We start from the raw sequence: 21,817 nt of genomic DNA on the forward strand, positions 1-21,817 counted from the left end.
CTGTGGCACCAGCCTCCGAAACGGAGCCTAACCCTGATCCTGAATCCGAACCATCTGCCGCCAATTATATCTGGGAGGGAACCATTACCGACCTGATAGAGCTAGCGATTGCTATTTATAACATCAAACTGATCCGAAAATCATCGGGCGAACTGATTACCTATGCCGAAATCGTCCGCGTGTTGAAAATCATCTTCGGTATCAAAATACCTAAAAATATTTACAGCCGCAAGGCCCGCGCGATGGAGCGTAAAAAGAACACTTCGCCGTTGCTGGAACGAATGCTTGCGTTGTATAAGAACGAAGTTGAAAAGATGTATCGGTAAATCAGAGTGCTACAAATTAAATGGTGGTACTTACGGTGGTAGATACCACTTTTTTGTTTTCTGTTTCTACTAAACTTGCAAAAGAATTTAAAATAAGCAAACGCGATATGACATGGAAAATAATGATTTGAGGAATTGGATGAAGGCATGGTTTGAACAATTCATGGGACGTTTTGACCGATTGGATAAATTTATGGATATAATGAGCGGACGACATAACGTACTGAATGGCGAACGGCTTTTGGACAATCAAGACTTGTGCCAAATGCTGAACGTAAGTAAACGGACATTACAGCGTTACCGCTCGGCGGGCGAACTGACCTATATAACCATCCATCACAAGATATTTTACACAGAGAAAAATGTAGAAAAATTTATTCGTGATCATTTTAGAGATAACACTGATGAAAAAACGGAAGAAAAAGAATAAATGAAGATGACCGCAGAATTCTTCTACGGTCATCTTCATTTAGAGTTTCATACCTCTTTTTTCTTCTTTTGGTGGCGGACTACTACCCACCGATGCAATAACGAATCTATCTCCCATAACCTCTTTCACTCCTTGCAAAGTATTCGGCATAGGGGCATCTTGAATCACTGTTGATTTTGGGCTATTCTGAGGTTGAGCCTGATTCTTTTCAGAAGTGTTTTCTTGTCCCTCGCTTTGCTCGATAGGCTTTAAGGATAATTCTATCTTACGCTCCAAAGTCGTGAGTTCCGTTTTCAAGTCCTTCAGTTCGTTCTCTTTCGACCACACGCCTTCCACTACCTGCCTGAGAACGGGTACGTCCTGCATCCGTTTATCGGTATCCTCTTGGTATTTTTTCAAAAGTTTAGGCATACTATCAAGTGCATTCAAGAAATTCAGCGAGGCTGTTTTGGGGTCTGCCGCCAGACTCCCATAATTGTAGTTGTAGAGTATCTGCCCCTCTCCACGCACAAAAAATCGGTTTTGTACCAGATCATACCCATCTTTATTCGTAGTCTCTGATTTGACCAATAAATCAAAGCCATACAACGAACCTATTTTCTCGTGTGCCCCGTGTGTACGTGTTTTGTCCGATATTTCGTTCAGCTTCTTGCCGATAGCAACCGAGTCGGTAGCTTGAAACCCATCTAATTTAACAGGATTGAGCCGTGTACCGTCAGGAGCAATCTGTACCTTGCTATTGAAGGCTTCCACATCTTTAGAGATGCGATCAATATATCCCTTATTGGAATCGACTGTTTGCATTATATTTTCCAACTTATATCGGCTTGATGATTTTCCACGAACAAAAGCTTGCCTTTCACTTTCTAAAGCAGCGATCTTCTTTTCTATCCTTGCTTTCTCCAACAATTCAGTGTTCCCCGACAAGATAGCCACATATTCCGAAAAGTTCATACCGCTTTTCTCATCCATACTCCCCTCGTCAATGGTACGACTACCGAGATTGTTATTTTTAAGCTGTTTGATAAAAAGTTGCTTGTTATGTAACAATCCGAATTTATAAGCATCCAATGATTTTTCTACAGCATATATTTTTACATCGACCTTATTATCAGCATATAGTTTGGCTATCTCATTCCCTTTGCGTATTGCTCGTCCATCGCGTTGTTCCAGATCTGACGGTCGCCACGGTGCATCTAAATGATGAATCGCTACCGCCCGTTTCTGAGCATTTACACCTGTCCCCAGCATTTCGGTTGAGCCGAACATCACACGGATTCTACCTACATTCATATCCTTGATCATGGCTTTACGTGCTTTCTCGCTACCCGCTTCCTGAATAAATCTCACTTCAGATGTAGGAATACCGTAATCCTCCACCAATTTGCGTTTTATCTCCGTATAAGGACTCCACTGTCCCGGCTTGTATGTTCCCAAGTCCGAGAAAACGAACTGAGTACCCTTTTGTGCATCGTATTTCTTATAATAGTCAGCTATGGATGCCGCACAATGGCTAGCTTTATTGTCCACATGGTCGCCGTATTTATCGGGGTCGATCATTCGCATATCAAGCGACATCTTGCGGGCATAGTCGGTCGCTATCAACATTTTTGCTTTTTCTTCTCGCTCTGAAAGTGGTGCACGTCCCAAAAGAGTGGCATCGCCTGTTTTGGCGAACTCCATCAGCTTACCGATAAACTCCTGCTGATCAGATGTGGGTGGAATGTTGTGTAAAATCTCGTTCTTTTCGGGACGGTCTATGCCAATATCCTGAGCTGTTCGGTAGTCAGTAATCTCGGAATAGAAAGAAGCCAGCTCCGGTACTTTAATAAAATAGCGGAAACGTTCTTTCTGTACGATCTGGTTGGTTACCGAAAACTCATAGTCTTTGGTTTTCTTAGCAAAGATAGCCGCCCATGCATCGAAGGTATTGATACCCTGTCTTTCCAATTCTTTGGGACGCAGGTATTTGAATAACAGATACAGTTCGGTCAATGAATTGGAAATCGTTGTTCCCGAAGAATAAGTAGCCCCTAAATCTTTACCTGTGCGTTCTTGTATGGTACGCAGGGCAAAAAGCATATTGAGTGCCCGCTGTGAACCTTCGGTATTTCCTAAGCCTGCTACACGGTCGTGGCGGGTGGTAAAAGTCAGGTTTTTAAATTTATGGCTTTCATCTACGAACAAATGGTCTATACCGATCATTCGAAAATCCGACATATTATCTTTGCGGTTTTCGATCTGGTGGGCTATACCTTCCAATTTCGTTTCAAGGTTAGCTTTGCGTTTCTCACAACCTTTCAGCATACCTCTTGATACCTCTTTGCCCTGCGAACGCAGCACATCGAGGTTCTCTTCCACACTGTCAAGTTCTGCCTGTAAAATACTTCGCTGTATCTCCGGAGATTGAGGTATCATCCCGAACTGCTCATGTGTTAAAATCACTGCATCCCAATTGTTGTTTTTCATTTCGTTGAAAATACGATTGCGGTTCTGTGGTGTAAAATCCTCCTTACCCGGATAGAGTACCTTTGCATCAGGGTATGCAGTACAGAAGGTTTGTGCAATCTCGTGAACATTGGCTTTCAGCCCTGTGATAAGCGGTTTGTTCACTAATCCGAGCCGTTTCATTTCCATTGCCCCGCAACACATAATCAGCGTTTTACCGCCTCCCACCTCATGGTCGATTATGCCCCCACCATTCAATTTAAGCATCCAGATAGCATCTTTCTGGCTATTATATAAGTCAGGAATACCCAAACCTTTCAGATCGAGTCCGGGAAAAGTTTGGTGCGATCCATCGTATTCGGGTCGCACAAAACAGTTGAATGTGCGATTATACATATCGGCAAGCCTGTCTTTAAATTCGGGAGTCTGCTCTCTGAGCCATTCCGAAAAGCCGTTACGCATTTCATCAATCTTGGTGTTGGCAAGCTGAATAGCTTCTCCATCACGTACCTTTGTCTCTTTACCATCTACCCGAATTGTTTTTGTAATATCGGGAGTGGTGTCGTGCAAGGCATGACGCATCAGGGCAACACCGTCGAAGGTACGGCTCTCCCCTTTAACAGCATATTGGTCTTTGATCTTAGCATTTTTAGTATCAGAATTTATACTAAACTCATCCCTACTGGGGGCATAATGTATATTTACATCCGTTTCAAAAAGGTAGGATGCAAAAGCAGCATAGATACCCGAAGGTATCCACCGTTCCCCAAAATTGAAATCCAGATCGTCGAAAGCTATCGGTTTGGGTATAGCGTCGTGTAGAGCGGTCAAAGATTCTTTGGCAGCTTCATGGTCAGGATTGCGGTCAATAAAATTTTGTACTTCGTCAGCTTTTGAAATAACGTTACCCGATACAAACTTGTCTGCTACCTCATAGCCCCCGACAAGCGGATTGAAATAGATCTTACCTTTCAGTTCATCAAGTATGCCCTCTTGCGTATTGTTTGTCAGAGAGACCATGTGATCTAAATTCACCGTTCCGTATTTATTCAGACTGGAGACAAGAGCTTCATAGGCATTATCCACTTTAGAAATTTCATCGGGGTTAAAAGCTACGGGACGTTCGAAAATATCAGCCTTGATCGCTTTACCTTCTCGGTAACGTTCCAAAGAGAGTATTTCCCGTCCTGTTGCATCCATCTTGATGAGGTCGAGATTCTTTGCATCGTTCAGATTACCGAACTTTTGTGTAAAATCGTCGTATAAGCGATTAAGCATCTGCCGTAATGCCGGATTCTCTTTGAGTGTATCGGCTTCGTTATTATACAAATGATTATAGGTATCGCGTATTTCAATATAGAGCGATGCCTGTTTTTGCTGGTTGGATGACAGTTCCAATGGATGGAACATGGGCTGGTGTCCGTCCATATCCCGCAAGTAGCCTATACGATTATCTGTATCGGTTACCAATGAGCCATTTTTATAGTGTTTTGGCAATCCGTTTTCGGGTATAGGCATCGGAATAGGCTTCAATCGTTCTACTCTTTCCTTTTCCAACCGCTCGCTGCGTTGTTCAGGTGTTTCAGTCGGCTTAGTTGTTGACGGACTTTTAGCTTGTACTCCCTTTTGCTGTGGCATAGGCATACGACGACGGGAATGTTTGGGCTGTTTAATTTGTGAACGTTCTTCGGCAGAAAAACCAAACAGGTCGTATAAGGTTACAATCGGCTGTTGCTGGATATCAGGTGACGATACTTTCTTTTGTTCTATTACTTCTCCCGTGTTCATATTTACAAACAATCCACTAGCTTCATCCTTGATGATTGTATCTTTTTCTTCTTTTGTTTGGTTAATACGTGGCTCCACAGCTGCTTTTATCCCCTGTTCGGATAATTCCGCCCATGCTTTGCGGTTTCTGGCTTCTGCAAAAGGATAGAAATGGACTAAATCTTCGAGGGTCGGTTCATAAGCCGATTTGGGGCTTAGCTCCACCATATCCGAAACAGAGATTTTCTCTATCGGAGTTACAATTGGCTGTTGTTCTTGCTTTTGGGGAGCATGAGATAAGTAATGCTCCAGATCGAGGTGCCTGGAAAAATCTTCATTCAGCATCCGGTATAGTGTTGCTGCAATAGCTTCCGTTCCGCCAGAATGGGTAAATTCCATTGCAGGTTTGCCGTAAGGATCTGTACCCACTTTTACATCCGTTTGTATCACCCTGTCAAAATCTTTGAAAAGATTGTTTACAGATATACCATTGGACAATTTACGTGATTCGATAAAATCCTGCTGCCTTTGAGTCGGCAGAATAGTTGAATTCTTGCGTTGCAGGATAATTAAAACGCTTCCGACCTCCGTTCCTGCTTCTTCTGTAAACAGGTTGTTGGGCAAACGAATAGCCGATACGACATTGCAACTATTCATCAGGTGTTCACGAATCGGTTTGTTGTGCTCCGAGTTGAGAACGCCCTGTGAAGTGATAAAGGCTATTAATCCACCCTCGCGGGCAGCCATCACACTTTTTGTGAAAAAATAATTATGGATTGCCTTTGTCGATTGGCTGACTGCGGGTATCTCATGTTTGGAGAGCAAAGGATCAAATACAGCGACATCCCCGAAAGGAATGTTGGAGGCTATCACATCATAATGTTGTGCGTATCGTCCTTCCATTTTCTCGTAACCCTCAATCCGTATTTTATCTTGTGGGTGGAGGTGTGAGAGAATCTTCCCTGTCAACAGGTCTTTTTCAAAGGCTGTAACCTCAGCATCCGGCACGGTTTCTTTAAATGAGGATATAAATGCTCCTGCTCCTGCACTGGGTTCAAGAAAACGTATGGGTTTGATACCACTGTTGTTCAAAGCAAGTGACAAAGCATCTACAACAGGCTTAGGAGTATAAAAAGCAGTCAACACCGAATTTTTAAGGGAGCTGACATAGCGTTTATATTCGGCATCGTCCTTTGCTCCATCCCGTAACACTTGATGTAATTCAGTTACCAGAGGGAACAGATCATGTTCAGAAGTTTTCCAATGGGCTATATCTTCCGGTTTGGCGGCGGGATTCAACACGGCTTTTATCCCTCCAAAACCTGAATAGGCGGCCAGCTTCTCTTTTTCGGCATCGGTAGCCTGTCTTTTTTCTCTATCGAGAGCGAATGCAATGCGGATGGCTTCGATATTGTCCCGAAGATGGGCTTTCTTGTTATAAGCCATTTTCGAGCAGGATTTGTATTTCGCCTGTCAGTTCCGTGTAAAACTGGTTGTACTCCGGGGTATCGGCAAAATCATCAGACAAGGTGTGTTTTTGAATCGTACTCGTAAGTCGGGGCAATAGCTCTATGGCTATGCCTTCGGCCCCAGTCGGATTTACTTCTTCAGAAAATTCTTCCCAAAGAATAGTCACAAGGGTTCGGTAGGTAGAGAAGTACAAGCCTTCATATAGGACTTGCGAAGAGATGACTTCTGCTTGGTCGTGGGTATAACCTGATTTTATGGCTTGACTATACGCCTCTGCTGCTGTATCGCCACGTTCAGCAATAAAGTCATGGTCGGTTGCTTTGTCGGGGTGTGTATCACGGAGATAGGATAATAGGGATAGCCGAAAATAGGATAATTCTACGGCTGATGTATTTGGTTTTATTGCCATATCATTGATTTTTTAGTGGAGGTCGAAGACCCTTTTGTTATTGCTTTTGTAAGGATGAAGCTTACAATCGGAAAAGAAAAAAGCATCCGGAGCTTAGCCCCGGATGCCACCACTAAAAAATCAATGTTAAACGACTATTCCGAATCGTAAAACAAAGACCTTTCAGTGGTAAAGATAGTTATTTTACTTAGATCGTCGTTTTTTGCTGTCGCCTTTGCGTGGTGGAAACTCAAATACAGTTTTGTAGTCGGCATCGAATTTAATAACTGCATCGAACGTATTTCCGGTCTTGGAACTTACGAACCCTTTTATCAATGAGGTTTTGCCATTCATTAAAAGGTCAGTCAGTTGTCCGTCCGTTAGTTCTTTTTTAGCAATGCTACGGAAAACTGTCAGTCCGCAACTTTCATCTTTGCATTTTACAACCTTCGGGTAAAATACCATCTGCCTGTTCTTACATTTGGGGCAGGAACAAGTATTACGGTTATCCGTGCGTTCGATAGCGGTAGAAAGTAGCTCCGTAGTGATCTGTGAAGCATAAACTTCTATTCCCTTATGGAATGTAGCGGCATCCATCTTACCCAAAGCAACTTTATTAAGGGCTTCTTCCCATTGTCCCGTCATGGCGACATCGGCAATTTTCTTATCCTTGACCGCCAGATAAACCACCAATCCTTTATTGGTCGGGACTAGAGACTTTTTCTCACGGACAATATACTCACGGGAAAAGAGTGTTTCAATAATGGATGCACGGGTAGCAGGTGTACCTATACCACATTCTTTCATCGCTTCACGCTGTTGTTCATCCTCTACTTCTTTGCCTGCAGACTCCATCGAACTCAATAAGCTAGCTTCGGTGTGTAGTGGACGAGGTTTGGTTTGCTTTTCCTGAATCTCACAATTCTGGATTGTCAACATATCTCCTTCCAAAAGAACAGGTAAAGCAATAGAATCCTCTTCATCGTTTGACTCGTCTTTAGCTTCAAATACCGCTCTCCAGCCGGGGACGAGTGTAACACTTCCTTTGCATGAAAAGTGTACGCCATCGGCATCAAATGACACGCTGGTGTTCTCTTTCATGCATGGTTCGCCAAAGGCTTCCAACATACGCCCGGCAACCATATCGTAGATAAGTTGTTCATCTTTGGATAAATTGCTTGCAGATTCTTCTGTAATAATGAGGGCATGATGGTCGGTAACTTTTGCATCATTGACCGAACGGATATTGAGCTTGGTATCAAATCGCCCATTGATATAATCTCTAAAATAAGCATGTGAGCGAAGTGTAGCGATCAGGTGTGGTATTTTCTCCAGTACATCTTCGGAAATATAACGGCTACCTGTTCGGGGATAGGAAATTTTCTTAGCTTCATACAGACTTTGAGCTATCGTCAGCGTTTTATCTGCTGAAAAACCATGTTTGCTGTTGGCTTCCTTTTGAAGTGTAGTCAGGTCATACAATAATGGTGGTTCTTGCTTAACTTCTTTACGTTCTACCCCTGTAACCTCTATTGCTCCAATAGCTTTGACCTTTGATTTCACATCTTCTACGTCACTACGAGTATCGTATTTATCTGTCGAATGAACAGCAAATGTTGTAGATTCCTTAGCAGTATGGAGTTTCAAACGAAAATAAGTTTGTGGCTTGAAATCTTTGTTTTCTAAATATCTACTACAAATTATCGCCAGTGTTGGGGTCTGTACTCTGCCTAGTGACCAAACGCCATAGCCTGCGGAGATCGAGAGAGCCTGACTGCTATTGATACCTACGAGCCAGTCTGCCTGACTTCGGGCTTTTGCAGAAGCATACAGATTGTCATAATCTGCTCCGGGACGAAGCGTTTTGAAACCATCTTTGATGGCTCTGTCGGTAAGAGAACTAATCCAAAGCCTTTCGAATGGAAGGGTGCATCCTATATATTGGTATATATAGCGGAATATGAGTTCCCCTTCACGTCCGGCATCAGCACAATTAATTAGCCCATCAGCCTGAGAAAACAACTCCTTGATTACTTTGAGTTGTTTCATCACGCCCAGATCGTTCTTATATTCTTTGCCCTCTTTGACTTGTCGGGGCAATAATTTAAATTCTTGTGGAAGTATCGGTAGGTTCTCTTTCTGAAATCCTGTGATACCGTAATGCTCTGGCATGGCTAGTCCTACCAGATGCCCGAATGCCCACGTAACGGCATATCCGTTACCCTCCATATAGCCGTCTTTCTTATTGTTCGCTCCAACTATGGCTGCTATACTCTTAGCCACAGATGGTTTTTCTGCTATTATTATTTTCATTTTAACATTGATTTTTTAGTGGTGGGGTCTCCCTTTTATTATTTTATATTCCTACATCTTACGTCCTTTGCTTTTTTTAGGAGCAGCAGGAGATTGTCTTTGCTCCTGTTGTTTCTGCTCTTTCTTCTCGATTTGTTTGGAAGTGGGCTGTGTCTGACCTTGCTTTAGCGGCTCTTTAGAATGTTTGGTCGCTTCGTTGGTCTTACCTTCGTTATTGACAGCCACCTGTGTTTTACTCTCGCCTGCAAGAGTAACTTTCTGAGAATCTTTTGCCGCTTGTTTTGCTTCGATAGCTCGTATCTGGTCGGGATGCTTGGAGGTATGGCGAACTTTACCTTTGTCTTCATCAATCCATACCCATGCATTGTATTTCTGCCCTTTCTGATCGGTAGCTTCTACCTTTTGTGCTCCTGAAGCATCGGGTTGTGGTTGTTTGGGACGGGATTGCATACCTTCAACAAAAATCGGTTCCTTGTTGCATAACTTGGTAAATTCTTCTTTACTGAGTTGTACACATCCTTGTTTGGAATAAACCCAGACCTCATCCATCTTGCGGGCTTTGGGAAGTGGTTTTTCTTGCCTCTCAGCTTGTTTGGTTTGTTGCTGCTCTTTATGTTGCTGGCGTTGTTCGTCACTAAATTTAAAATCGAAGTTTCTGTTAACTGCATTGAATTGTACAAAGCGGTCTATCTTTTGAGGTTCTTCTCCCGCCTTTACCTTTTTATCCATTCCTTCAACCCATACAGCTTTACCTTCTTTCAAGCCCTGCTGTTGTTCAGGGGAAAGAGGAGCATTTTTTAACGTCTGCGGAATATTGATTTCGGAAAGTGAAACAGCTTCAAGGCGGTTCGTTAGTTTGTCAAGAGAGATAACTGAGGGTATTTTCTCTCCATTAACCTCAAGCTCAAATACACGTGCCCCATGACCTGTCTTTTGGAGTTGCTCTTTATCTTGTTCGGAAAAAGCTACACCCATAAAAGGTTTATCAAAATCGGGCTGTTCCTGCTTAGGATGCGTCACCAACTTGATACTGCCATCTTTCTGTGGTTCTAATGACAAACGAGCTTGCATCGGAAACTCATTTCCATCAATGGTAGGTTTGATATCCACCAGACCGGGAGACTTGTGTCCGTAGACCATTGCTTTGAGGGCATCCTGCAATTTCTCACCGGAGAGTCCCAGCTTTTCACTTTCTTTCCAATCGATCTTATTGAGATCCAAAGGTTGAAACTTGCCCGTGAGCTCAATATGTATCTTTACCTTACCATCAAATTTAAGGCGATACGGACCGAGGGCTTTGTCAGTGTGATCGATACGGATAAGTTTGTCTAAGAAAGCCGCTATTTTATCTACGGCTGACACCCCGACGGCATAAACGCCGGTGTGTGAGGGATGATTGAACTGTGCCGACATCTTTTTGAAGAAATTTTCCAGAAAGTTGCTGTTGGTGTCAACCTTCAAAAACTGGTCGGCATTTTCTTTGGTGGGTTCGACGGTTTTGAGTTTACCGCCCTGCTCCCCTGTGATGACTTTTAGTTTGCCATCTTCGCCTTGGGTCAGTAAGACTTTAGGCTCTTCGGATTTTACTTTGTTTTGATCCATAATAAATGATGTTTTTATTCTGCATTACTATTAATGCAGAGCGAATATAAAACGAAGTAATGGACTGATTGCAAGGATATAAACAAGTGGTAGCTTGTGGCTTGGGTTGTCTAGGGATGGTTTTAGAAAGGTTCTTGTTTCTATAAATCTACAAGTAAATAGAAAAGATACATAATTCGGCTTCTGAAAAAGAAGATACGAGGAATAGCTCTCTGTATTTTGGATTTTACAGTCTTATTCGTATCTTTGTAGATTAGACTTACTGTATTTAAATTGTTGATTTACATATTAAATAAGTATAAATGAGCACAAGTTTTTTCTATGAGAAATTAGGTTATGAGCATTTGTCAAAATGCTCCGATATACCTGTTTCTAATCCTGAATATCAGGAATTGGGAGAGATCGGTGCTGATACAGTTTATTTTTCAGGAGATTTCCCCGCAATTCTGTTCAAAGAAGTTAAGGCATTCGATATTGATGCTTTAAAGCAAATTGCCGAAATACAACACAAAGCATGGAACTATCGAAAAATTATGTTCCTTTTTGTTGTATCGGATACCGAGATTCGGATTTATAATTGCCACGAAAAGCCCAAATACATAAAGCCTGATTCTAACTACGATAAAGAATTAAGTTCATATCAAATTTTTAGTAGTACGAAAGATGATGAAACGAATTTAAAAATTTTAAATGAAATTTTTTCTCGCATAGGTGTCGATAGCGGCTTGTTATGGACGAGCGACTACAATCTTCGCGAAAGCATTAATGTTCAAAAAAGGATAGATCGATATTTAGTGGAGAGCCTATTAAAAACGGCTGATGCGCTAAAAAAAGATATTACAGATACTAATATTATTCATGGTTTGCTCATGCGTTCCCTTTTCATCTTGTATCTTGAGGATAAAGGGGCTGCGCAAGAAGCTGGATTATACAAAGAAATCAAGAAAGACGCGGAAAGTTATTTCGACATTTTAGATGATGTTGGTGCTACATATCAGTTATTTGCAAAGTTGCAAGAGCATTTTAATGGTAACGTTTTCCCAATTATTGAGGGTGAACAATTAAAAGTAAAGAAGGAACATTTAGAAAAAATAAAAAACTGTTTTATTGATGGAGATATTTCGGAACAACCTAAATTATTCGAGAGTTGGAGAATATTCAAATTCGATTTTATCCAAATAGAATTATTGAGCGAAGTATATGAAAACTTTCTTGGGGAACTTGATGCCAAAAGAGAAAAAGGGCAATTCTATACACCATATACTTTGGTAGAGTTAATCCTTAATGATAAGTTACCAATTAAGAATGAAACAAACCACAATATAAAGATTTTAGATCCTGCATGTGGTTCTGGAATTTTCTTGGTTGAAAGTTATAAAAGGCTGATTAGGAGATGGGAAAATAAAAATCCCTCGAAGGTTATAACTTTCAAGGAACTTCATGACATACTTGTACAAAATATCTTTGGAATAGAAATAGACCCATTGGCTATTAAAGTAACAGCCTTCAGCTTGTATTTGGCGATAGTAGAACGCCTTAATCCCAAAAAACTATGGATAGATAAAACAAATAAATTTCCGTATCTCATAGACAATCCCAAAGATATTTCGATTAAAGGTAAAGAAGGAAAGAATTTGTGGTGTCGGGACACCATTGGGGAAGTGAATCCTGATGATTTTGAAAAGGTAGACTTAGTAGTAGGAAACCCACCGTTTGGAACCAAAAAATTGACAAAATCAATAATGGATTACTGTGTCAAGCATAATTTTGGTAAAGAAATGGTTTTACCCTTTCTGCATAAATCTATTGACTTTTGTCCTGATGGGAATATTGCCTTAATATTCAATGCAAAAGTACTTACTAATACAGAAAAACCTTTCCAAAACTTTAGAAAGTGGCTATTAAATGAGAACTATGTAGAAAAAGTATATAATTTATCCATATTCCGAAAAATCCCGAAAAATTTTGGAGGTCAATTGTTTACATCTGCAGTAGGACCAATTTGCATTGCTTATTTTCAAAAAAACACACCCTCAAAAACATCCAATACAATTGAATATTGGGCACCTAAAACTTATCTTAAATCTAACTTAATAGATGGGGTATTAATTGATAGTACAGACATCAAATTTCTTCCCCGAGCAGAGTGTCAAATACCTGATTCCAAAATATGGAAAATAGCTATGTGGGGAAATATTGCAGACTACTATTTTTTAAAATCATTATCGAATAGCTCTATTCTTAAGCAATATATAGAACGAAAAAAGATAAAAAAGGGTTTAGGATTACAATTTTTGGATAACTCCACGAAGAAAATAACGGAGGATAAAACTATTCCGCAAAAATATATTTTGCCAAAACACATTGATAGATATTATACTGACTGTTTTTCAAAACTAATAGACGGATTATCGGATAAGTCGAAAAAAATATATTCAGAACATTATGGAATTAGTGCTAGTCACTTGGATAGGATAGATGATTTTAGACGATTGGGAGCGATAGAGACATATAAAGCGCCCCATATTTTAATAAAAGAAGGCTTAAAAGAGTGGCGAGTCTGTGCTTCTTTTGTGCAAGAAGAATGTTCATTTAATAGTAAGGTATTAGGACTTCATCACGATGACGAAAAAATACTGAAAGGACTTACTTGTTATTTAAACTCAAAACTAGCAGCTTACTTTCTGTTTATGATATCCGCTTCTATTGGGATTGAAAGAGAAGAGCTGAAACCCAATGAATACTATCAATTACCTTTCTCTTTTAAGGATGATGATATGTACCACCTTTCAGAGATTTTAGACAAATATTTGAGTCTTGATATTTTTGAACAGAATAACCAAAAAGATATTTTTGAGAATGAAATTGATGATTTTATTTTCTCATTATGCCATATTTCACAAAAAGAGAAATTCTTAATTTCAGATGCATTTGAATATTCATTTTCTATGCTAATAGAAGGAGTGAAGTCAAAAGCATTTCATAGAGTTCTATCTGACGAGAATAGGTCTTATGCGAAGATTCTTCATCAAGAATTAAATAATTTCTTCTCCGAAACCAGTCATAAAATTAATCTAACTATATATGATGTACAGCGACATAATCCTTTAAACTTGGTGGTATTGCATTTTTGTAATACGGAAAAACCCATTGATGTAAATCAAACGAAGGAACTATCTTCCTTGCTTAAAGAATTAGATAAGTATTCTATTCAAGAAAAAGGGAAAAATCTGTATATACAAAAGCAATTCAGGTACTATGATAGGGATAAAATATATTTGATTAAACCAAATCAAAAACGTTTTTGGACACGTTCACAGGCTATTGATGATGCTCATTCTCTTATTGTTGAAATTGCAAATATGGAAACAAAATGAGTGGGAATTTTAAATCTGAGTATATAAATAGCACATTGCAAATATTGGAAAGACGCTGTTTGACTTTATTGAGCGAGGGGTATTGTGTAACTAAATCCAAAGGAAATATTTCTATTGATTGGGAGGAAGAAGATATATCGAAGGAGTTGCTATTATCTCTAAATACAAATAGAAAAAGATTGGAATGGCAAATAGATATTATTCCCGAATATAGAATTTATAAAAATAATGGTATTGCGGCTAAATGTGCATCAAGAATTGATTTTCGTTTCTCTGATTGGACCAGAAATCAGTGGGAATATTTTGCGGAAGCAAAAAACTTAATTGAAGTTGACTCTTTCAAAGTTGGAAGAGAAACAAAAGTTTCAGCTATCAAACTTCATAAACGATATATAGAAACAGGTATTGATAATTATGTTTCAGATAAATATCCTTCAAATGGCTGCTTAATTGGATATATATTACAAGGAAAAATCGACAATATCATTTCTTGTTTAAATGATTGCTTATGTAATGCAAATAGAGTATCTGAAATACTAAGACAACAATGCTTGGGAATAGATGTGGTTGATTCTTGTTATGTTTCAATTCATGATAATAATCATAGGATTAAACACTTAATGCTGAATTATACTTCTAATTAATTGACCTACACTAAAATATATTTCCGAAGTAATTCGGTGAACTCCACTAAAATTAGTGGTAATATTTATTCTTCTTTTGGCAATAAATGACGTAGATTTTCATCATAACAAAGGCACTTCAATTCATCAGCATTAATCTGTTTTACTTTGGTATGGTCGGAAAATGTTTTCGCTGTATTACCGACGGACCTGACCGAAAAAGATATTACATACCGTGTTCATCTCAACGTCGTCTCCTTATCGGCATAACTCACCTTAGCTGTAAAAAGTACTGAAAGCCCAGCAACACAGCAACCTGGTACTCTGAGCTTACCATCTTTGGCTAGGATCAGTAAAACTTTAGGATCTTCAGATTTCACTTTGTTTTGATCCATAATAAATGATATTTTTATTCTGCATTACTATTAATGCAGGGCTAAGGTAAAATGAAGTAATAACTTGATTGCAAAGGCTTAAAGATGTGGAATCTTGTGACAGGGGTTGTCTGAGACTCTTTTGAGTAAAAAGGTCGAAGTTTTTTTTCAGCAGATGAATGAATTTATATATCTTTGAGCATTAGTCACTTTTAGATTTTATATCAAAAACACACATTGTATTATGGTTGATTTTAAGAAAAGACTTAGTAAGGGAGATATTGAGAAAAAAATAGTACCAATAGACATTTATAACAATCTTGATAGAAGAAGTGTTACTGGGCCACTACGTCCAGCCCAAAACAAAATCTTGGAAGATTGGTATAAATCCAAACAACAAGAAAAAGATTTAATTATTAAACTGCATACAGGAGAGGGTAAAACTTTAATCGGATTGCTTATTTTACAATCTAAGATCAATCAAAATCAAGGTCCCAGTGTGTTCATTTGTCCTAATATATATTTATCTCAACAAGTAGCAGAAGAGGCTACTAAATTTGGCATCCCATTTTGTCAAATCCAAAGTGACAATGAACTCCCAAATGATTTTATAGAAGGTAAAAAGATTCTCATAACACACATCCAGAAACTTTTTAATGGGAAATCAAAATTTGGTATAGATAATAGCTTTGTTCAAGTTGGTTGTATTATTCTTGATGATTCTCATGCTTGTATTGATTCAATAAAAGATTCTTTCACTATCCGACTAAAACGAGATCATGATTTATATCCTTCAATAATTAGTTTATTTGAAGAAGATCTTAAAGATCAAGGAGAAGGCAGTTTCCTTGATATAATTAATGGTGATTACGACACACTATTGCCGATACCTTATTGGGCATGGATTGATAAAAGTAGTGAGGTTATTGCATTATTGTCAAAGTATAAAGACGATGATGCACTAGCTTTTACTTGGCCTGTAATTAAGAATGATATACTAAAATGCCAAGCATTTGTAACAGGGAATGGAATTGAGATAGTTCCTTATCATATTCCTATAAGAAATTTTGGCTCTTTTTCAAATGCAGATCAACGTATCCTTATGTCTGCGACAACTCAAGATGACTCTTTTTTTATTAAGGGGTTAGGGTTTAAAGTTGAGGCTGTAAAGAATCCATTAATAAATTCAGAACAAAGATGGTCTGGAGAGAAGATGATTCTTATTCCTTCACTTATAGATGATTCTCTTGATAAAGATCTGATTGTGTCAATTTTTGGTAAACCAAATGAAAAATTGAATTTTGGCAGGGTTGCTCTAGTTCCTAGTAATAAAAGATCCGAACAATACCATCATTTAGGTGCTGATATTGCTCAGGCAAAAAATATATTTTCAAGTATATCTTCTTTGAAAAATGGCGAATTTAAAAATACTTTAGTTGTCGTAAACCGGTATGATGGCATAGATTTGCCTGATGAAACTTGTCGGATTCTGATAATAGATTCAATGCCATATTTTAACTCATTAATTGATAGATATGAAGAACAATGTAGAGTTAATAGCGATGTCATCAATATTCGGTTAGCTCAAAAAGTAGAGCAAGGGTTAGGGCGAAGCGTACGAGGAGAAAAAGATTATAGTGCAATAATGCTGATTGGAGCTGATCTAGTTAAATTCATCAAAAGTGTTAAAACCAATAAATATTTTTCTCAGCAGACCAAAAAGCAAATTGATTTAGGGTTTGAAATAGTATCAATGGCTAAAGAAGAATTAAAGTCCGATGATTCTGCGCAGAAAGTTCTAATATCATTGATCAATCAGTCCCTACAAAGAGATGAAGGGTGGAAAGAATTCTATAAAGAAGAAATGGATAAAATAACTATAGCTGAAAAAGACTCTCGTATTTATGATCTTCTGCAGTTGGAAAAGGAAGCCGAGGTCGCAAGTTATAGTGGAAACAATGAATTGGCATGCGAAAAAATTCAAAGAATAATAGACAATTATATAAATGACGATTTTGAACGAGGGTGGTATTTGCAGATTTTAGCTAGGTATAAATATGCTATTAGTAAAATTGAATCTAATAAAATACAAAGGAGTGCTTTCGATAGTAATCTGCAGTTACTAAAACCTAAAGACGGGATTACATATAAAAAAATCGGATACATTAATGAAAATCGAATAAAACGAATTAAAGAATGGATTTCTCAATACGCCAATTATGGAGAATTGATATTAGCTGTTGATGGAATACTTAACGATTTTACATTTGGTGTTAATTCGGAGAAGTTTGAAAATGCTGTAAAGGAGATCGGTTCTTTGTTAGGTTTCATTAGCCAAAGGCCAGATAAAGAAATAAGAAAAGGTCCCGACAATTTATGGGGCGGAGTTGAAGAGCGATTCTTTCTTATTGAATGTAAAAGTGAAGTTAGCGATTCAAGAGAAAATATAAATAAGCACGAAGCGGCACAAATGTGTTCTCATTGTGGATGGTTTGAAAGTGAATATGGGAAAGAAGCAAAAGTAAAACGAATATTAATTATTCCAACTAAAAATCTATCATATGAAGCTGACTTTACCCATAAAGTAGACATAATGAGAAAAGGAAAACTAAAAACACTTAAAGATTCAATTAGATCTTTTATAAAAGAGTTTGCGGCATATAATATTAATGAACTTGGTGAAGAGAAAATACAACAGTTTATTGATGTCCACAAATTAGACATGAATAGTTTAATGAATAACTATACTGAAGATTATTATAAAAAAGAAAGAAAATAATTTTTAGTTTGTATTTTACCGTAAAGTAACATATAAGGAAAGGCTGTCTCACCTTTCTTTATATGTTTTTTAGTGTGGAAACTATTCCTATTTCGGCAACAAATGGCAAAGTTCTGGGTCACCTTTTATCCGCTCCAATTCTTCAATAACAATCTGTTTGGCTTCAGCTTTGATACGGTCGTAATTCTCCTTAATCAGTTCCTTCATGCGGTTTAAACCATTCTTATCTACAAAGTTGGTGATAATGGGTATTTTCTTGTACGCTTTCGCTTCAGTGGCTACCCGCTCATTATCAACAACGATTTCACTGTGAAAGATCTTTTGTTCTATTCGCTCATCAAAGTTATCTGCTATCGCCCTGACAAACATCCCCTGTGTTAAATTGGAGATTTTCGACGCAGGAATCAAACTATCCAATTGCGTAGAAATGGAAGTTGATTTATCATTTCTGTTTATGGTCATGGACTGGCGTTTCTGCAACACTTTCCCAAAACGCTCAGATAAAGTTTTCGCTGTGTCGCCAACCACTTGACCCGAAAAGATATTACCGACGGTATTTATTACTACGGCAGCTTCTTTATCACCATAATCTCGCTTTAGTTGAGAAAAGTCTTGAAAACCAAGTAGGACTGCAACCTTATTGCTTCGGGCAGTAGCTATCAGATTGTCCAGCCCTTTGAAATATATTGTCGGTAATTCATCAATGATAACCGATGATTTGAGCTGTTCCTTTTTATTGATCAGTTTCACAATACGACTATTATATAATCCGAGTGCCGCTCCGTAAATATTCTGACGGTCAGGATTGTTACCAACTACCAATATTTTAGGATCATCGGGGTTATTAATATCCAGTGTAAACTCATCACCCGACATTACCCAATATAATTGCGGACTAATCATACGAGACAGAGGTATTTTAGCCGATGCTATCTGCCCCTGAAGCTGATCGGCAGCACCGGATTTCCAAGCATCCATAAAGGGAGAAAGGTAATTTTCGAGGTCGGGATATGAAGTCAAAATTGGAAAAATATCTTCGTAACTTTTATTCAAAAACTCTATGGCGTGGGGAAAGGTGCAATATTTACCATCCTTGTAAATGCGTAAATACCAAATAATAGCAGCAAAAAGAATAATCGGAGATTCCACAAAGAAGTCACCTTGTTTTTGCACCCAAGTCCGATTCAAATTTAGCATAATGGTATATGCTGATTCATAGGCATCTGAAATATCGTCCATGAAAGAAGGGTTAATTGGATTGCAACGATGCGAACGGGAAGGATCATCAAAATTTATCACATAAAAAGTAGGTACTTTCTCATAACCTTCTCTGTTGTTTAACAAATGGTTATAGGCAATAGTCGAGAGGTCAGGAAACTTGAAGTCGTAAATATAGCCTGTGTAGCCTTTCTCAATCTGCTGTTTTATGAATTGGTTTACAACGGCATAGGATTTACCCGAACCGGGCGTACCCAACACAATCGCCGCACGAAACGGATTCACTACATTTATCCATCCTTTCCATTGCTTCTTTTTGTACCAGAATTTCGTTGGCAGATTTATCGAATAATCATTTACCATCAGTTTGGTTTCCTGCATAAATGATTCGTTTTCGTAATTGAACGGATCATCCATCAGATTATTTTTAAGTAAACGGCTCATCCATGTACCCGCCATCAATAATAAAATATAGCCAACTGAAATAGTAAAAATGTAAAAACCAGCATTAGCTATTTTAGGTAGAGGTAGATAAAGAAGCCACCCGTTCAAAAAGAAAAACACAAATCCCAATACAAGGCATACATAAATATGATTCCATGTAATTTTTTCCTCCTTTACACCCTTTGTACCTAGACAGGACAGAGCAAGAAAAATCACAGAAAATATTTTCGTCCACAATATAGAATTGAATAATCCTGCGGTACGATTAAAATTCATCAGAATTTTATCTACCACTCCAATATTGATTCCCCACTCGTGTATTGCCTGATAGCAGAACCAATAAACATTCATCAGTACGAATAAAATACTGATCGCTCTCATAAATTCCATGACTTTAGCAAGTCCTCTTAAATCATCTTCTTGTGACATAATTGTTATTTTTTAATTGTTAGAATTCTAAATTTACTGTTGCCTTCCGTACCTGCGTTTCTTCTTTTTCTTACGCTTCAAGGTCGGCTGTTTGTTGTCTGTTCCCGCAACTTCGGGAGTAAAGACAGAGAATAAGCTCCCTACCGCATCGTTCGTTTCGGAAGGAGCTGATTGTAGTTGCTGATTGGTAGTTGTTTGCTGATTATCGGAATGTTTCGGTACTGTTGTTTGTATATATTCATGAGGTGAATTATCCGCAAAGCGTTCGTTGAGAACATTTGCCGAAAACTCTTTACCCAAACGAGAACTATTAAGAACTGCCCGTTGGTTATGATCGATAAATGTAGCCCCGTAGATGCGTCCTTCATCGTTGCGACGTAATACAAGATCAATACCTTTTTCCCGCAAAGCCGCTCGGAACTCGCTCTCTGTACGGGTATTTGCAAAGGACGCAGAAACATTAGCACGGGTTTGTTTGGCTATGCCTGTAGTTTTGATTGTTTCTTTTGACTTCTCAAATCGTTTTTCTAATTTATCTAAACCGTGATCCTTACCAAATAAAGAAGATTTCAACGGTGCTCCGATACGCTTACCTTCATCATCCAACGCTGAATAAACCAATCCCCGATACATCTTGCCCTTGTTATCTCCTTTGATTTCCTCTACACCTATATTATATAGGAAGAGCAAAGCACGATATTCTCCCAAAGTCTGAAAGCAATACATCTCCGAGAGCGGTTTAATGACGTTTGCCACCTGTTTCTTCAAGTTCCCTTGGCTAACGTCTATCGGAGTAAGTTGCCATGCCTCGCCTTGATTTTTCTCTTTGGAGTGTAGACCGTATTTTTGCTCCAAAAGGTCTGTAATCTTTCTGCTGCGTTCATAATTTTTGCTGTCGCTGATTATCGAACCATCGGTGCGTACACGGGTCGAAACGATGTGTATATGTTCCCTGCCAATGTCCTCATGTTTGAAAATCATGTAGGGTTGTCCGCCATATCCGAACCGTTCCATATACTCACGCCCGATGTCGGCAAGCTGATTATCGGTCAGTTTATCGTCTGGGTGTGGATTGAGTGAGATGTGAATAACAGGTTTCGATGTTCGGATATGTGAAGGCATAAACCGTTCGAAATCTTGCATACAATCGGATACATTGAAGATTCCATCGGTGGGTTCGATGACTAAATTAGTAGCCAAAACTTTACCTAAACCTTCGTCTACTTTCTCCTGATTGTAGGTAAGTGCACCATATAAACTGCTTCCGTGGCTAAATTTGGCAACCATTTTTAAAGATGTTTAGCCTTAAATTGTTCGCACAATTGCATCACTTCCCGTCCAATCCCTGCCAGTTCAATGGTTGCATTTTCCAATTTATAGAGCAATGCCAATGCTTTTTTCTCTCCGAAATTGGAATGTAATTCCTTTACAACTTGATTGTAATTGACTCCGATACTTCGTATTTGTGAGTGTAAAGCAGTGAGCTTTGCAATAAATTCTACTGCCGAAGCATCGGTTTTCACTACACGAAATTCATCTCCAAATATGCGGGCAGCGATAAAACCGGATAAGGATTGTACACCTGACTGTTCATACAAGGCTAAAAAATCGACATGTTGCTGATCTGTCAAATTCACAGTCAGTCGATGCTTTGCCGGATCGTTCTTCGGGGGTCTGCCCCCTTTTCCCCGATTATGGGGTACTGTTTTCTCTTCGTTCATAACATTGATTTTTTTTAGTGGTTTATGAACGCTATGGACGGTTCATGCCGTCTTCATTTTTCCCGACTTCGGAGAGGAAAATACCCCTCTGGAAGAGCAAGGGTTGTG

12 protein-coding genes are annotated in these 21,817 nt (G+C 38.8%); 5 read left to right on the forward strand and 7 right to left on the reverse strand.

Features of this window, described 5'->3' with window-relative positions:
- The first annotated feature begins 2 nt into the window (after nucleotides 1-2).
- Both IR022_RS14415 and IR022_RS14420 read left to right on the forward strand, forming a co-directional pair.
- A complete protein-coding gene (locus IR022_RS14415; RefSeq protein ID WP_317174078.1) occupies nucleotides 3-326 on the forward strand; it encodes an RteC domain-containing protein in 324 nt (107 codons plus the stop codon).
- A gap of 112 nt (nucleotides 327-438) precedes the next feature.
- Nucleotides 439-756, forward strand: coding sequence for a helix-turn-helix domain-containing protein (locus tag IR022_RS14420; protein ID WP_194204246.1), 318 nt, complete (start codon nucleotides 439-441; stop codon nucleotides 754-756).
- Between the two features lie 39 nt (nucleotides 757-795).
- Here the strand turns inward: IR022_RS14420 and IR022_RS14425 are convergent, their stop codons facing one another.
- From IR022_RS14425 to IR022_RS14440, 4 genes are all read right to left on the reverse strand, one after another.
- Nucleotides 796-6,417: an N-6 DNA methylase gene (locus tag IR022_RS14425; RefSeq protein WP_194204247.1), complete on the reverse strand. Its 5,622-nt coding sequence runs from the start codon at nucleotides 6,415-6,417 to the stop codon at nucleotides 796-798.
- The gene (locus IR022_RS14430) at nucleotides 6,407-6,850 is read right to left on the reverse strand and encodes a DUF1896 family protein (protein ID WP_194204248.1); all 444 of its coding nucleotides are present in this window, start codon (nucleotides 6,848-6,850) and stop codon (nucleotides 6,407-6,409) included. The genes IR022_RS14425 and IR022_RS14430 overlap by 11 nt, the downstream gene beginning before the upstream one ends.
- 183 nt (nucleotides 6,851-7,033) lie before the next feature.
- Nucleotides 7,034-9,142, reverse strand: a complete 2,109-nt coding sequence (locus IR022_RS14435; RefSeq protein ID WP_194204249.1) for a type IA DNA topoisomerase — start codon at nucleotides 9,140-9,142, stop codon at nucleotides 7,034-7,036.
- Nucleotides 9,143-9,193: 51 nt separating this feature from the next.
- The gene (locus IR022_RS14440) at nucleotides 9,194-10,744 is read right to left on the reverse strand and encodes a DUF3945 domain-containing protein (RefSeq protein ID WP_194204250.1); all 1,551 of its coding nucleotides are present in this window, start codon (nucleotides 10,742-10,744) and stop codon (nucleotides 9,194-9,196) included.
- Nucleotides 10,745-11,046: 302 nt separating this feature from the next.
- Between IR022_RS14440 and IR022_RS14445 the strand changes: the two genes are divergently transcribed.
- The 3 genes from IR022_RS14445 to IR022_RS14455 all read left to right on the forward strand — a co-directional run bounded on the left by IR022_RS14445 (nucleotide 11,047) and on the right by IR022_RS14455 (nucleotide 17,897).
- Nucleotides 11,047-14,121: a class I SAM-dependent DNA methyltransferase gene (locus tag IR022_RS14445; protein WP_194204251.1), complete on the forward strand. Its 3,075-nt coding sequence runs from the start codon at nucleotides 11,047-11,049 to the stop codon at nucleotides 14,119-14,121.
- The gene (locus IR022_RS14450; RefSeq protein ID WP_194204252.1) at nucleotides 14,118-14,765 is read left to right on the forward strand and encodes a hypothetical protein; all 648 of its coding nucleotides are present in this window, start codon (nucleotides 14,118-14,120) and stop codon (nucleotides 14,763-14,765) included. The genes IR022_RS14445 and IR022_RS14450 overlap by 4 nt, the downstream gene beginning before the upstream one ends.
- A 597-nt stretch (nucleotides 14,766-15,362) precedes the next feature.
- Nucleotides 15,363-17,897, forward strand: coding sequence for a DEAD/DEAH box helicase family protein (locus IR022_RS14455; RefSeq protein WP_194204253.1), 2,535 nt, complete (start codon nucleotides 15,363-15,365; stop codon nucleotides 17,895-17,897).
- Nucleotides 17,898-17,984: 87 nt separating this feature from the next.
- On the opposite strand, the gene mobC is transcribed toward IR022_RS14455, so the two are convergent.
- From mobC to mobA, 3 genes are read right to left on the reverse strand one after another with little or no spacing between them, the layout of a single operon-like run.
- Nucleotides 17,985-19,988 carry a conjugal transfer protein MobC gene (mobC, locus tag IR022_RS14460; RefSeq protein ID WP_194204254.1) on the reverse strand — a complete coding sequence of 668 codons (2,004 nt, stop codon included), beginning with the start codon at nucleotides 19,986-19,988 and terminating at the stop codon, nucleotides 17,985-17,987.
- Nucleotides 19,989-20,021: 33 nt separating this feature from the next.
- The gene (gene mobB / locus IR022_RS14465; protein WP_194204255.1) at nucleotides 20,022-21,275 is read right to left on the reverse strand and encodes a conjugal transfer protein MobB; all 1,254 of its coding nucleotides are present in this window, start codon (nucleotides 21,273-21,275) and stop codon (nucleotides 20,022-20,024) included.
- Nucleotides 21,276-21,277: 2 nt separating this feature from the next.
- Nucleotides 21,278-21,709 carry a conjugal transfer protein MobA gene (mobA, locus tag IR022_RS14470; protein WP_194204256.1) on the reverse strand — a complete coding sequence of 144 codons (432 nt, stop codon included), beginning with the start codon at nucleotides 21,707-21,709 and terminating at the stop codon, nucleotides 21,278-21,280.
- Nucleotides 21,710-21,817 lie beyond the last annotated feature (108 nt).

The sequence above is a fragment of the Dysgonomonas sp. GY617 genome (assembly GCF_015233815.1).
GTDB lineage: Bacteria > Bacteroidota > Bacteroidia > Bacteroidales > Dysgonomonadaceae > Dysgonomonas_A.